Origin of the sequence: Pantoea sp. BR_17 (genome assembly GCF_041955125.1) — a bacterium.
In the GTDB taxonomy this organism is placed as follows: domain Bacteria; phylum Pseudomonadota; class Gammaproteobacteria; order Enterobacterales; family Enterobacteriaceae; genus Pantoea; species Pantoea stewartii.
The window spans coordinates 64,531-78,430 of record NZ_JAVAXT010000011.1; the positions used below are offsets into that span (position 1 = coordinate 64,531).

15 protein-coding genes are annotated in these 13,900 nt (G+C 56.1%); 3 read left to right on the forward strand and 12 right to left on the reverse strand.

Annotated elements, in window-relative coordinates; translation table 11 throughout:
• Window positions 1–13 precede the first annotated feature (13 nt).
• Both diaA and dolP read left to right on the forward strand, forming a co-directional pair.
• On the forward strand, window positions 14–601 hold the full coding sequence (gene diaA / locus RAC60_RS16685) for a DnaA initiator-associating protein DiaA (RefSeq protein ID WP_006118322.1): 588 nt from the start codon (window positions 14–16) through the stop codon (window positions 599–601).
• Between the two features lie 14 nt (window positions 602–615).
• A complete protein-coding gene (dolP, locus tag RAC60_RS16690) occupies window positions 616–1,188 on the forward strand; it encodes a division/outer membrane stress-associated lipid-binding lipoprotein (RefSeq protein ID WP_006118323.1) in 573 nt (190 codons plus the stop codon).
• A 203-nt stretch (window positions 1,189–1,391) separates the two neighbouring features.
• On the opposite strand, the gene RAC60_RS16695 is transcribed toward dolP, so the two are convergent.
• Window positions 1,392–2,096, reverse strand: coding sequence for a pirin family protein (locus tag RAC60_RS16695; RefSeq protein ID WP_164482607.1), 705 nt, complete (start codon window positions 2,094–2,096; stop codon window positions 1,392–1,394).
• A gap of 129 nt (window positions 2,097–2,225) precedes the next feature.
• Between RAC60_RS16695 and RAC60_RS16700 the strand changes: the two genes are divergently transcribed.
• The gene (locus tag RAC60_RS16700; protein WP_033739998.1) at window positions 2,226–3,125 is read left to right on the forward strand and encodes a LysR family transcriptional regulator; all 900 of its coding nucleotides are present in this window, start codon (window positions 2,226–2,228) and stop codon (window positions 3,123–3,125) included.
• A 38-nt stretch (window positions 3,126–3,163) separates the two neighbouring features.
• Here RAC60_RS16700 and RAC60_RS16705 read toward each other — a convergent pair whose 3' ends face one another.
• The 11 genes from RAC60_RS16705 to RAC60_RS16755 all read right to left on the reverse strand — a co-directional run bounded on the left by RAC60_RS16705 (window position 3,164) and on the right by RAC60_RS16755 (window position 13,864).
• Complete coding sequence (locus tag RAC60_RS16705) at window positions 3,164–5,077, reverse strand: transcription antiterminator (protein WP_058702673.1); 1,914 nt, start codon at window positions 5,075–5,077, stop codon at window positions 3,164–3,166.
• A gap of 118 nt (window positions 5,078–5,195) precedes the next feature.
• Window positions 5,196–5,936, reverse strand: a complete 741-nt coding sequence (locus RAC60_RS16710) for a KDGP aldolase family protein (protein ID WP_375094055.1) — start codon at window positions 5,934–5,936, stop codon at window positions 5,196–5,198.
• On the reverse strand, window positions 5,936–7,051 hold the full coding sequence (locus RAC60_RS16715; RefSeq protein WP_033740001.1) for a DgaE family pyridoxal phosphate-dependent ammonia lyase: 1,116 nt from the start codon (window positions 7,049–7,051) through the stop codon (window positions 5,936–5,938). Before RAC60_RS16715 ends, RAC60_RS16710 begins: the two co-directional genes overlap by 1 nt.
• Window positions 7,035–8,168 carry an amidohydrolase/deacetylase family metallohydrolase gene (locus tag RAC60_RS16720; RefSeq protein WP_375094056.1) on the reverse strand — a complete coding sequence of 378 codons (1,134 nt, stop codon included), beginning with the start codon at window positions 8,166–8,168 and terminating at the stop codon, window positions 7,035–7,037. The genes RAC60_RS16715 and RAC60_RS16720 overlap by 17 nt, the downstream gene beginning before the upstream one ends.
• A gap of 53 nt (window positions 8,169–8,221) precedes the next feature.
• Window positions 8,222–8,866 carry a DUF4310 family protein gene (locus RAC60_RS16725; RefSeq protein ID WP_054633034.1) on the reverse strand — a complete coding sequence of 215 codons (645 nt, stop codon included), beginning with the start codon at window positions 8,864–8,866 and terminating at the stop codon, window positions 8,222–8,224.
• 13 nt (window positions 8,867–8,879) lie between these two features.
• Window positions 8,880–9,656 carry a DUF4311 domain-containing protein gene (locus RAC60_RS16730; RefSeq protein ID WP_006118328.1) on the reverse strand — a complete coding sequence of 259 codons (777 nt, stop codon included), beginning with the start codon at window positions 9,654–9,656 and terminating at the stop codon, window positions 8,880–8,882.
• Between the two features lie 33 nt (window positions 9,657–9,689).
• Window positions 9,690–9,986 carry a DUF4312 family protein gene (locus RAC60_RS16735; protein WP_033740005.1) on the reverse strand — a complete coding sequence of 99 codons (297 nt, stop codon included), beginning with the start codon at window positions 9,984–9,986 and terminating at the stop codon, window positions 9,690–9,692.
• Window positions 9,987–9,989: 3 nt separating this feature from the next.
• The gene (locus RAC60_RS16740; protein WP_006118330.1) at window positions 9,990–10,346 is read right to left on the reverse strand and encodes an SFCGS family glycine-rich protein; all 357 of its coding nucleotides are present in this window, start codon (window positions 10,344–10,346) and stop codon (window positions 9,990–9,992) included.
• 28 nt (window positions 10,347–10,374) lie between these two features.
• Window positions 10,375–10,719 carry a glycine dehydrogenase gene (locus RAC60_RS16745; RefSeq protein ID WP_044241509.1) on the reverse strand — a complete coding sequence of 115 codons (345 nt, stop codon included), beginning with the start codon at window positions 10,717–10,719 and terminating at the stop codon, window positions 10,375–10,377.
• A gap of 297 nt (window positions 10,720–11,016) precedes the next feature.
• Entirely contained in the window at window positions 11,017–12,444 is a 1,428-nt protein-coding gene (locus RAC60_RS16750) for an MFS transporter (RefSeq protein WP_375094057.1), read from the reverse strand.
• Window positions 12,445–12,469: 25 nt separating this feature from the next.
• Entirely contained in the window at window positions 12,470–13,864 is a 1,395-nt protein-coding gene (locus RAC60_RS16755; RefSeq protein WP_033740007.1) for an MFS transporter, read from the reverse strand.
• Window positions 13,865–13,900: the final 36 nt, after the last annotated feature.

Here is a 13,900-nt window from a genome sequence, read left to right on the forward strand (position 1 = left end):
ACCAGGTGGTCGTGTGCAGGAAAGAATTAAAGCGTGTTTTACTGAAAGTATCCAAACTCAAATCGCTGCGGCTGAGGCATTACCTGATGCCATCTCACGTGCAGCAATGACCATGGTGCAGTCCCTTCTCAACGGTAACAAGATACTGAGTTGCGGTAACGGCGCATCATCCGCCAACGCACAGCATTTTGCCGCCAGCATGATCAATCGTTTTGAAACCGAACGCCCCAGCCTGCCTGCGCTGGCTTTAAGTGCGGATAACGTCATGCTGACTGCGATCAGTAATGACCGCCTGCATGATGAGATTTATGCCAAGCAGGTGCGCGCCCTCGGGCAAAACGGTGATGTGCTGCTCGCCATCTCGACCCGCGGCAATACGCGTGACATCGTCAAGGCTGTCGAGGCCGCCGTCACGCGCGATATGACGATCGTTGCGCTTACCGGTTATGATGGGGGAGAATTAGCCGGATTGCTGGGACCGCAGGATGTGGAAATTCGTATTCCTTCACATCGCAGTGCTCGCATTCAGGAGATGCATATGTTAACACTCAACTGTTTGTGCGATCTGATTGATAACACCTTGTTTCCCCACCAGGAATGACGGAAGGAGCTCCCATGAAAGCATTGAACGCTGTAGCCATTGTTTTAACCGCCATGCTGCTGCAAGGCTGCGTCGCGGTGGTGGCCGGTAGTGCCGCTGTCGCGACCAAAACCGCCACCGATCCCCGCTCTGTGGGCACGCAGGTTGATGATGGCACGCTGGAGTTACGCGTCAGCAATGCGCTGGCTAAAGATCAGCAAATCAAAACCGATGCCCGCGTCATTGCCACCGCCTACCAGGGCAAGGTTCTGTTGACCGGCCAGGCACCGAATCAGGAAGTCGCTAACCGCGCGAAACAGATCGCCATGGGCGTTGACGGTGCCACCGAAGTCTATAACGAGATTCGGATTGGGCCGAAAGTCAGTCTGGGTACGTCCTCCGCTGACACCTGGATCACCACGAAGATCCGCTCGCAGCTGCTGGGCAGCGATCAGGTGAAATCATCAAGCGTGAAGGTGACCACTGAAAACGGTGAGGTGTTCCTGTTGGGTCTGGTCACGCCGGAAGAAGCGAAAGCCGCTGCGGATATTGCCAGCCGGGTAAGCGGGGTGAAACACGTCACCACGGCCTTTACCATGGTGAAATAACGCGGAGATCGGGGTGGTCTTGCCTGCCTGAATCGCGTGAATAAAAAAGCCGTCCCCTTTCAGGGACGGCTTTTCTCGTTTATGGCGTCTGATCCCATGACCAGGCTGACGCACACCACTTCGCCCTTTGCTGTCGGCTATCCGTCTCTGCGCGGATATCCACTATTGTGATACCGTCACAACGCCACGCCAACAGAAGCGCGTCAGACAGGGATATCGATTACCAGCGCCCGCGTCGGTGTGAGGGCAGCCAGCCACAGTTGCTGCTCTTCCTGCAAAAACGCGCCATCACCACAGCCGAGCGTTTCCTGATGCGATGCACCTGCAGAGGCTTCAAGCGAACCATGGATCGACTGCAGATAGGCGCGCGCGCCATGCAGCGGCACCAGATGCTGCTCGCCAGCCGCCAGCTCAAGCTGGTGGATCCAGACCTGCTGACGCAGTTGCAAGCTGTTGTCGCGGCCATCCGGCGAAGCCACCAGTTGCGAGCACGTTCCTGCGGTCAGGCTGATTTTCTGCATACGCGGGTTTTCCCGTTCCGGGCAGGCCGCCAGCCAGAGCTGCATGCGGGTCAGTGAGCGCTCTTTACTGGGATTCAGTTCACTGTAGCTCACGCCCGGCTGGGCAGAGAGCAGCAGTGCCTCACCTTCACCGACGGTAATGTGATTGCCTTCGCTGTCGCGGTACTCCGCTTCACCCTGCAGGACAATATTCAACACGTCCACCTGAGGATAGGTGCGCGGCTGAAACGCCGCGCCGGGTGCCAGCACTTCCTGGTTCAAAACACGTAAAGCGGCATAACCCATTAATTTGGGATCGAAATAGTGGCCAAAAGAGAAACTATAGCGTGCCTGTAGCCAGCCATAATCAGCCTGACCACAATCGGATGCACTGCGTGTGGTTATCATTGTTTACCTCCTGCATCCGTCGGCAAGAATCGACGACGGGTATGATTCCCTTATGGTAAAAGTCTGGACGCCGGATTGTTAGCCAGTTAATCTGCCGGGCATATTCAAATTTCCTGACAGAGAACCAGGATGGCAAAAGACCGTGCGTTAACCCTTGAAGCTTTACGTGTGATGGATGCTATCGATCGCCGGGGCAGTTTTGCCGCCGCCGCCGATGAGTTAGGGCGCGTGCCCTCGGCACTCAGTTACACCATGCAGAAACTGGAAGAGGAGCTGGATGTGGTGCTGTTTGACCGCTCTGGCCATCGCACAAAGTTTACGAATGTCGGACGCATGCTGCTTGAGCGCGGTCGGGTGTTGCTGGAAGCCGCTGACAAACTCACGACCGATGCCGAAGCGCTGGCGCGCGGTTGGGAAACGCAGTTGACCATCGTGACCGAAGCCCTTGTCCCTACCGATGCGCTGTTCCCGCTGGTTACAAAGCTGGCTGACAAGGCTAACACCCAGATATCCATTATGACAGAAGTGCTGGCAGGTGCCTGGGAAAGGCTGGAACAGGGGCGGGCAGATATCGTTATCGCACCGGATATGCACTTTCGCGCCTCAACTGAGATCAATACCCGCAAACTCTACAGCATCGTCAGCGTTTATGTCGCCAGCCCTGACCATCCTATTCATAACGAACCCGAGCCGCTTTCAGAGGTCACCCGGGTAAAATATCGGGGGATTGCCGTGGCCGATACCGCACGCGAAAGGCCGGTGTTGACCGTACAGCTGCTGGATAAACAGCAACGTCTGACCGTCAGTACGATGGACGATAAGCGGCGTGCGCTTCTGGCCGGTTTAGGCGTGGCGACCATGCCCTATAACATGGTAGAGCAGGATATCGCGGAGGGGCGGTTACGGGTCGTCAGCCCGGAATATTCTCGCGAGGTGGACATCATCATGGCCTGGCGTCGTGACAGTATGGGCGAAGCGAAAGCCTGGTGCCTGCGCGAAATCCCCCGCCTGTTAGCAAAGAAACACTGATAACGGGCTGGACGCTATCCAGCCCACCTTGCCCCCACTTACAGCCGACTCAGGCAGTCCAGCGCCACGGTTTTAAAACTGCTGAAGTCAGTGCTGTCGCGCAGGCGCGTCATCGCCCGCTCACGCATAAACGTGACGAAAAGGTCATAAATTGCCATGGCTTCTTCATACTCGCTTTTACTGATTGCCAGCAGAAAAATCACGTAAGCCGTATCGTCGCCCCACGGAATACCCTGTGGAGCCAGCACGGTGTAGACGACCGTTTCCCGGGCCATGAGCCCCAGCGAGTGCGGTAGCGCAATGCCCTCGCCCAGCATAGTACTGACAATGGCTTCGCGTTCCTCCACGGATGCAAAGAAAGCCTCATCCACCACACCTTCATCCTCAAGCTGATCGCACAATAACCGGAACAGATCCGACTGGCTCATGGGCGCATCAACAATCCGAAAATGCCGGGCATCAAAAAATTTCTCCAACATATAGGGACGGGTACGATCCACCAGCACCAGCTTACCAATCTGCTCCAGCTGGAATTCGGTCGGGAACGGCGCCACCACCACCACCGGTTTTTCTTTTTCGCTGACCCGCGCGGTAGAGATGACAAAGTCTTCTTCGATGCGCTGACGTGCTTCGTATTCGCGCTGAGACAGGCACTGGGTTACCTGCAACTGGGGATAGTTTCGCAGCAGCATCGCTTCAATCATGCGCAGCGTGGAATTCCCGCTGTCGCACACCAGCAGCACCTGAGGGCGACGTTGATAGCCCACGTTGTAATGGCGCTCCAGCCCGACGCCAATATGCAGCACCAGGAAGCCAATTTCATTCTCACTGATGACGTAAGGCGAATATTTGCCCCAACTGGAAACCGCCGCCAGCGTTACGTCATAGGCCATCGGATAGTGCTGCTTGATATTACTTAACAGGGGATTGGGAATATGGATCTGATAACGCACCCGTGTGATCATGGTTTTAATATGGGTGAGCAGATCGGCACGCAACTGAGGATCGTTCTGCAGATCGTAATAGTAGTGTGTGTTAATAAAGCTGAGCAGATAGTCGACCAGCGCATCCGCGTCATCCGCATTGATCGTGCTGGGTGCGCTGTCCTGAATGCGCCGGGCAGCGATATTAACCTGTAGCCAGCTTTCCTCCGCCGGCGAAACGGGCTTGCCGATAAGCGGCAGTAGCGAATGAATCAGGGTTTGTGCCGCGTCGCGTATCGCATCGTCCATCTGTTCCGTGTCCGCGGGATCGTTAACCGGATAACCTTCGCTGATGCGCCGGACCGCCACCGCACAGTAAAACTGTAAATAGCGTTCACCTTCGTCACTGAGACGGATATGGTGCTGGGCAAAACAGCGTTGCAGGCACGGTTCCAGACTTTCCAGCAGGCCACCTTCCAGGGATTCCGGCGTGATCAGCGGGCTGTCTGGCTGCGACTGATCGATCTCGATCAACAGATCGGTTAAGCAGGTGCGGATCGCCACCTCGCTGCCAAACAGTTTCATGCCGTGGTGCGGTTTGCTTTCAATGCTGAGTTGGTAGCGTCCGAGCCATTCACGTACGTCGGCCATGTCATTCTGCAAGGTCGCGCGGCTGACAAACCATTCTTCTGCCAGCGCTTCCAGTTTCAGCGAATAGGCGGCGGTCAGGAAGCGCACCAGCAGATAACGGATCCGCTCCTGAGAGGTACGCGGCACCCGGAGAGGGGCACGCGTTTGCTGCTGGAGAATAGTAAAACGCTGCGCGTCGGCAATTTTAAGCTGATAACCGGCCCCGCGATTCAACACAAACTGCGCGCCGTGCTTTTCCAGTAAGGCATTCAGGGCGGTGATATCCGTGCGTACGGTACGCGTTGACACGGCAAAGCGCCGGGCCAGCTCGTCCTGAGGCAAGGTTTCGTTTTTCAAAGCGTCAAACAGTTGCGCAAGGCGCTGATTAGGAAATCTCACGTCGGTTTACCTGACTGAATGGAGAAAAGAGCAACACTCACAGAGTGCAGGAAACGCGGCTGTACGTCCAGGAAAGGGCGCGCCGACCACAGTTTTCTGCGCCAGCGCACAACCTACGTCAGGCCAGCAAGGACTTGCTCATTGCCAGAAGCTGTTTGACGTCATCCACGCGGGTTTCACCGCTGGCCTGATCAATGATCGAACTGTAAATATGCGGGATCACCTTGCTGACGCCCGCATCCAGCGCAATTTTTACGATCTCGCTAAAATTTGCCAGATCGATCCCGCCTGTCGGCTCCAGCCAAAAATCCTGCTGTGCACAGGCCTCCGCCACGGCGCGGTATTCTTCCACCCTGTCCAGACCGCCCATGGGGAAATATTTTACCGAGCTGCCGCCCATATCGATCAGCATGGCGATGGCGGTGTCAATGGGCACAATGCCGTCGTTGCGCTGTGAGCTGAGCGGACCGGTCGAAATTTTTACTTTTCCTGGCGTCCCCGTCGGCGAGATCAAGCCGTTCACCACCGTTTGCGACTGGCCAAGCAGCGCCCGGCTGGTGCCAACGCCGGTAAAGACCTGGTTAACATGCTGAGGCTGTAGCTCAGCGGCCAGCTCGCTGACCATGCTTGACTGCCGGGGATCGCCCGCGCCCAGGCCAATCGAGAGCGCATTATTGATCAGCGCAGCATAGTCGCGCATATCCGCGATTGCGGCGTCATGACTGGCGTAATTCTTCGATAGCACACCGACCAGAACGTGCCCTTCTGCCGCCTGCCAGATAGCGCGCGCATTTTCTTTTGAGCCGGCCAGCACGTTGAGGCACAGCCGGTCTTGATAAAAATCAGGGGTAAGCGTCATTAGTGTTCTCCGGTTATCAGCGCCTGAATACGGGTAAAAATGATATGCAGCTGCTCAGCGCTGACGCTACGCACGTCGGCTTCGATAATGCCTTCATTCGCTTTGTAGCCACGGAAGTAAATGGCGATATCACCGTTTTTCAATGCCTGAACCAGATCGCCGGTTTGACGCGCAATTTTGGCTTCATCAAAGTGTATTTCAGCGCGTGCAATATCGCGTCCGGCCGCATCCCAGACGACGCGCGCAGTTACGCCGTCCAGCCCATTGAGGTTGTTAATAAAGGGCGTCATTTTTTCTACCATCTGTGCGCCGGTCACTTTCGGCTGAGTCAGATAGGACTCAATGGCCTGCGTCAGCCCCAGAATCCCCTCTTTGCCCACTTTCATGGTGCGGCCAATGCCGTTGCTCTGGCGCTTTACCCACTCAACAAGCTGGTGCTTACCGATAACCAGGCCGCTGGTTGGGCCTTCAATCGCTTTGGCGCCGCTGTAGATCACCAGATCGGCACCGGCCTGGTAGTAACACTGCAAGTCCTCTTCGGCGGCGGCATCCACAATCAGTGGCACACCATGCTTACGTGCGACTTCTGCGGCCTGTGCAACGCTCAGGTGGCTCTTTTGTACGCAGTGATGTGACTTCACGTAGAGAATGGCGGCCGTCTGATCGGTCACCGCGGCGGAAAGCTGCTGAGCCGAGCATTCATTACTGTAACCCGCTTCAACCGTCCGGCCCCCACCCAGCGCGATCATGCTGCCCACCGGCGCACCGTAGTTCACGTTATGCCCTTTTGGCACCACGATGTCGCGCGGCACGGTCAGCGGTGCACTGTGTAAATTATCCAGCAGCCAGTCATCATCTTTCACAATGACGGCGGCCACGCTCTGGGCTATCCCTGCCGAGGCGCAGGAGACCACCAGCGCATTTTCCACTTTCAGCAGGTTAGCAATATACGCGCCGGTTTTATCGACCAGATCCTTTACTTCAAAGTAGTGCGCCAGACCGTACTTAACCGTATCGATCACCTCATCCGATGGCGTTGAAACGCCCAGTATGGTCATACGACCGGAGGCGTTGATGACCTGCTTCAGGCCATATTTTTCATACAGAGAAGACATGGTATTTTTTTCCTTGTTCAGTAATCCAGCACTCGCCGGCGACAATGGCGGCAAGGGGAATCAGGTGACGATCGCCCTGTTCCGCCAGCCCTTCCGCATCTACAAAGGACACCGGCTCTTGCGCGACGGTGAACAGCGTAAAGTCGGCATCGTAGCCGGGCTCAATACGGCCTTTGTGGCGTAAACGCAGGCCGCTGGCTGCCTGGTGAGTCACACAGGCGATAATCTGTGGCAGGGTCATGCCGACATTGAAAAACTTCGACATCACATGGACCAGGGTATAAACCGGTCCATTGAGGCGGTTACGGCAGTAAATATCCGAACTGATGGTGTCAGGCAAAATGCCCCGTGCGATGGCCGCACGCGCGACCTCGAAACTAAAGCTGGCGCTGCCGTGGCCGACATCAAGCCGTACGTCGCGTGCCAGCGCATGTTTGACGGCGGCACGCAGTTCGCCGTCGGGTGTCAGGATGCGATTGGGTTTGCCGTTATAGCAGTGAGTGATGATGTCACCCGAGGTCAGCAGTTCCGCGATCTCATCAAGGCTGGGTGGGTTGTTACCGATATGCACCATCAGCGGCAGATGGCCGTTTTCCTGCTGAATAGCTTTCGCGAGGACCAGCGGCTTAATGCCGTTTTCGCCCACTACACTGCTGCTCATACGGGCTTTAAGCCCCACAATAAAATCGGGGTGACGTTTTACCGCGTCGGCAATGGCCTGGCGATCAATCTGCGTCATGTCCGCCAGTTCATTTTGGGTAATGATGCCAGTGCGCGCGATATTCAGCAGCGCGTAAACCTGCGTGCTCACCGCTCGGGTGCGCTGCCAGAAATCGTCAATGTCATTCGCGCCAGTACTGCCTGCATCCACCACGCAGGTGACGCCGCTTTCCACGCCAACCCGATCGGGATGATCGTGGTAGACGGGGGATTTTTCATAGCAGTGCACATGCGAATCAATCCAGCCCGCACTGAGATAACAGCCTTCTGCCAGCGTTTTCTCGACGGTTGCGTGGCCGCTGATTTCACCTGTGGCGGCAATCTTGCCGTCACTTATCGCAATATCGATCAGGGTTTCATCCAGCAAACGCGCACGCCGCAGAATCAGATCGTACACAGGAACCTCCTTAACTGCCCCGATCGGCCTGAACCGATCGGGGGATAACAGGGTCAGATCGCCACAGGAAAGATCGCGCCCAGGATCATGGCACCCAGGATCGCACCGCCCGTGATCGGTTTATTCCACAGATAGAACACCAGCGCGCCCAGCAAGGATCCGAGGCCGATAGGAATTGAGGCACCCATCGCGGCCAGAATGATCAAGGGTCCCAGGAAACGGCCTGATGCATTGCCCGCCCCCATCATGACGTCCGCACCGTACGTGCTGTTGCTCTGATTGATGGTGAACTTACGCGCCAGGATAATGACGTAACCGATTGCCACACCGAGAATCAGGCCGGTGACCAGCGAAGCCGCAAAGTTGGCGACGGGGAAAACAAAACCCGCCCCGAGCAGCAGCGCCGGCACGCCCAGACCGACACCGGTCTGGATCGCACCACCGATGTCCAGAATCCCGACCAGCGATCCTTCAATGATGCGGGCGAACAGGAAGCTGGCTCCGAAGGCAGCCACCGCCCCATAGACGCCGGTATCGATTCCGGCCCGGAGCATGGACACGAAAGCGACTTCGTTAAACGCCCCAATGCCGTACAGGTAGTACATATGGGTCCCGGCAAACACGCCGGAGGAGAGCAAACCGACAAAAATCGGGAATGACCAGTCGGCATACCAGAAACCTTTGTTTGATTCTTCCATTGCAGACGCTCCGTTATTTGCCGCTCAGGCTGTTATGAATACTGTCGAGCCAGCCAGGAATGCCGAGCTGGAAGGATTGCAGCATCTTCATATCGAAACCGCGGAAGAAGGCGCTGAGGACAAACAGGGCAACGATGGCGGTCATCATGACTTTGGTCACTTTGTGCCAGCCGCTCTCTTCAACCCCTTTACCAATCAAAATACCCAGCACCAGGCCCGGTACTGCATTGCCCATAATCAGCTGCGCCAGACCGCCAAAAATGGTGGCCCAGAAGCCCGATTTCTTACCGGCATCGATTGCGGCCAGCCAGAAGATCACGGGCATGACCGTGTTCACCAGCAGATTCGCCGCAGGGACCAGTACTTTGACCGCCGTAACCTGCAGGGCCGCCGGAACGGCAGAGGCCGTTGAATTCAAAAACGCGACCACCACCATGCCGATGATGCCGCAGGCGATAGCCATCTTTTTTGGATCGTGCAGCGTTTGCGCGACGTTGCGGTTTTTGACCATGATGGCCGCCGCGCCCCAGTTGGGGATGATGCGGTGATCCACATCCTGGGTGAATGCACCCGCCGCAACGGAGGAAGCCCAGGCATTGAAAAAGAAACCCAACCCAAAAGAGAAGTGAGAAGCGGGATCGCCTTCACAGGAGTTGAGTTCACCCAGTGTGCGAAACGCGCCCATACCTTGTGTCGTCGGCGCGTGGAACATGCGGGCAGCGCCAGCACCCACACCGACGCCCACAAGGCCGCCGATGATTAACGACTTGAGCAAAATGATGAGAAACATCCTCTTTCCTTATTTATGTTGTTTGAGGCTGACTTACACGCGGGTGAACGCAACTTTATCGCCGTCCAGACAGGTCACGTTGATGGTGACCTCCAGATCGACACTGAAGTGCCTGCGCTCGCGTGCCAGGAAAAAGAAAAGAAATTTTTCGGTTCTGACGCGCTCCTGCGCGCGCACCACCTTTACGTCCTGGGGTTCGATGCGCAGCAAAATCTTGTTGGCGTTGCGCAGGACTTCGTGCTGCACCCGGCTGAGCGCATCAGAGAACGCTTTCGCTTTGGTATCGCCTTTGCCGCTTACGGCTACCGAGGTTGTAAAGGTCTCTTTCATTCCTTATCCACCGTGTTTTTTGTGCCAGGCCTGAACCAGACGTTCACCCAGCTCTTCTTTATCCATAAACCCGAAGCCCAGCACGGTGGCGCCTTCGTTGATGGCTGTCACACCTTCATCCACTGAGCGCATGCCGTGTTTGGCTTTGTAGCCATACTTGTTTTGTGCCGTAATCGCCCCCGCACCGCCGCTGCCACAAAAAGAAATGCCAAAGTCGGCATTCTCAGCCTTCATCACATCGCCCAACTTCATGTCAGCTGCCACGCCGGGCACGACAACAGCACGCCCGCCCGCTTTCTCAACGCCGGCCGCCACTTTCTGTCCTTTACCTAATCGATCGCCTATTACTACGGTTACCATATGTCTGTACCTCTCATGGTGGTGAAAATCAGTCGTTCTTAGCCACTTCAAAGTGGACGGAGAGCAGCCAGGCTTCTTCCGGCGGTAAATTGCCAAACAGATCCACGACCTGCTGCGCCAGTGCCATTGACGCTGGCGAGATCTCATCGAACAGATCCGCCTCCACCTCCGGCAGCCCTTCACCGGTTACCGATCGCAATGCCATTGCGCGGACATGCGAAGCCAGCATTTGCAGCTGTACCGCATTCGGCTTAATGGACCGCTCGGCAAACAGCGCGCCGATCTGGGTCATTACGCGATCCGCCAGGGCCTGAATCGTTTGCTGCTCGTCTTGTGACGCGTTCATCGCTACCGCTCCATTACACGTGCTCATCGTCTGCATCCCGTTACGCATTCAGCGTGATCACAAACTAAACAGAGTCCGCGCGGCTGTGGAGAACGACTTTTTCCGTTTCGAAGTGGAAATCCTGCACCTGAGCGTGATCGGTGCCGCAAAGTGGGGAGTGAACAGGGGGAGAATGGAGAGTCGGGTTATGTAAAACAACAGGTTAGGCTGTCTTACCTGTACGCAGTGATGCGCCTGTGAACACATAATGCGCGATGGCCGGTACTGTACCGCTGTCACAAAACTGGCAAACAGTTACCTGCCATCACGTCTTAACAGAGAAACTTATGGCTTTTCCGCCCCCGTCACCTGAACGCAGGCCTCGTTGCGCGTAGGGGCAAGAGCGTGCCGTTTACGCTGGTTAATGGCCGCGACAATGCGCGCGAAACGCGCTTCATTGAGCCTGTAACCCCATCCCATAATCAGTGCCGCCGCGATGGCCAGCGTACAGGGCCAGATAAAGATCAACTGCCGCAGCCCCGCCAGCGTGGCATCCGATTGAAGGGCATTCGGCACATAGCCGATTTGTGTCAGCATCAGGCCCGGCAAAAACCCCGCCATGGCGGCAGAGATTTTACGGAAGAAGGTGTAGCCGGTATAGCAGGCGCCCTCTGCGCGGATACCGGTTTTCCATTCACCGTACTCGACGGTATCCGGCACCAGCGCCCAGTTAAGGCTGTTCACAAACGCTGTGCCGAAGAACGCCATACAGGAGAACAGGACGAACATTAGAGATGTGCTGCCCCAGAGAAAATTGCACAGATCGCCGATAGCCCAGAATACTAAACCACCGAGATACACCTGCTTTTTACCCCAACGTTTCACCGCAGCGGGCACCAGCAGCACACCGGCCAGAATACAGCCCATGCTGAAGAAACCCATCCAGGAGAGCAGACTGACATCGTTCAGCACGTACTGGGTGTAATAAACCTGAATCGCCAGCTTGATGTTGAATGCCGCCAGGGTACACAGGTTCGCCAGGCACAGCGTCCGCAAGGGCGGATTGTGAAAGATGGCGCGAAAGGCGGTTGCAACGCCAGGTTTGTGATGGGCGGGCGTGACCTCGACATAGCGTTCTTTCACGCCGCTGTAGCAAAGCCCCATGCACAGCAATCCGCCAGTGACAAAGACGGCAGCCGCCACCTGATAACCCAGCGCACTTTTGCCCACAAACAGCGACTGGATGGGCATAAAGCCTACGGTACAAACCAGCAATCCTAACGTGGCCCCGCCCTGCCGCCAGGCGGCAAGATGAGCGCGCTCGGTGGGATTCCTGGTGATGGCAGGCACCATTGCCCCGTAGGAACAGTTCATCAGACTGTAAAACAGGCCAAACAGCATAAACAGCGCGGTGGCGACAGCCGTTTTACATGTCAGGCTGAGGTCATGCGCCACAAACTGCGCCGCCGCCACCAGCGCGACCGGCAGCGAAAAATACAGGATAAACGGCCTGAATTTTCCTTTTGTGCCAATTGTCCGCCGTGAATCCAGCACGATGCCCGTAAACATATCGGTAAGGGCCGTAAAGAATTTGGCGACGAGGAAAATCACGCCGCCATACCAGGCCGGCATCCCCAGTTCATCGGTGTAAAACTTAAGTAAGTAAAGCGTCCCGATAGCCAGCATCAGGTTGGAGCCGAAATCACCGATGCCGTAAGCAAACTTCTCACGCAGAGGCAGTTTCAGCGTTAAGGGATCAGAACCTGTGTTCATAACGGATCCTTATCACAGAGCCAAATCAGTGCTGACGCTTACGGGCGTCAATCTCGTCAATGATGCGGACATACATCTTTTCATTGAGGTTGTAGAAACACCCCATGGCCACAATCGTGACCACGGCTAACGCACCGGGATAAATAAACATCAGTTGCTTCAGGCCCTCGACCGTACCGGCGCGCTGGACAACGTTAGGCACGTAGCCAATCTGGGTCAGCATCCAGCCGGGGAAAAAGCCCGCCAGTGCCTGTGAGACCTTACGGAAAAAGGTGAAACCGGTATAAACCGTGCCTTCAGAACGCACGCCCGTCCGCCATTCCCCGTATTCGACCGTATCAGAGACCAAAGCCCAGTTAAGACTGTTCACAAAGGCAGATCCAAAAAAAGCCAGACAGGAAAACACGATGAAACTGACGGAACCGCCCCCATAGCAATAGTTGAGCAGATCGCCCACGACCCAAATCAGCAAACCGCCGATATACACTTTTTTCTTACCAAAGCGCCTGACGGCGCCGGGCATCATAAAGACACCGATAAAAATGCAGCCCATGCTAAAGAAGCCCATCCATGACAGCAGGATGGGATCGTTCAGAACGTACTGGGTGTAATAGACCTGAATCGCCAGCTTGACGTTGAACGCCCCCAGTGTGCACAGGTTGGCAATACAGAGAATAAACAGCGGACGGTTACCCGCGATAGCGCGGAAGGAGGCTAACAGGCCCGGGTTTTGCGTGGGGTGGGCAGACGGCTGTTCGACATAGCGCTCCTTTACACCGGCATAGCACCACCACATAAAGAACAAACCAAATGCCGAGAAAAGTGTGGCTGCAGCGATATAGCGGAACTGCGCGCTGCCTTCTGCCAGGTTCATCACCGGCACAAAACCCACAGTACAAATCAGTAACCCCAGCGTTGCACCGCCCTGCCGCCAGGCGGCCAGGGAGGCGCGCTCATCAGGATTTTTGGTGATGGCGGGCACCATCGCCCCGTACGAACAGTTCATCATGCTGAAGAACAGGCCATACAACATAAACAACACCGTGGCGACGACCGCTTTACCGGTGATTTCAAACGGCGTGCCGATAAAGTTGGCGACAGCCAAAAGCGTGACCGGAAACGCGGCGTACAAGACAAACGGTCGGAACTTCCCTTTCGGGCCAATCCTGCGCCGCGAATCCAGCATGATGCCCGTGCCCATATCGGTAAACGCCGTGAAGAATTTGGCGACCAGAAAGATAATTCCGCCGTACGTTCCCGGCAGCTCCAGCACATCGGTATAGAACTTCAGTAAGTAAAGCGTCCCGATATCTAACAGGATGTTAGAACCCAGATCGCCCATGCCATAGGCCACTTTTTCCCGGAACGGCAACCGCAGCGTCGCAGGCTCGCCGGCAGAAGATACAGTTTGCTGATTCATGATGGTTCTCCGGTTTACCCGCCCGCCTGGCGGGTA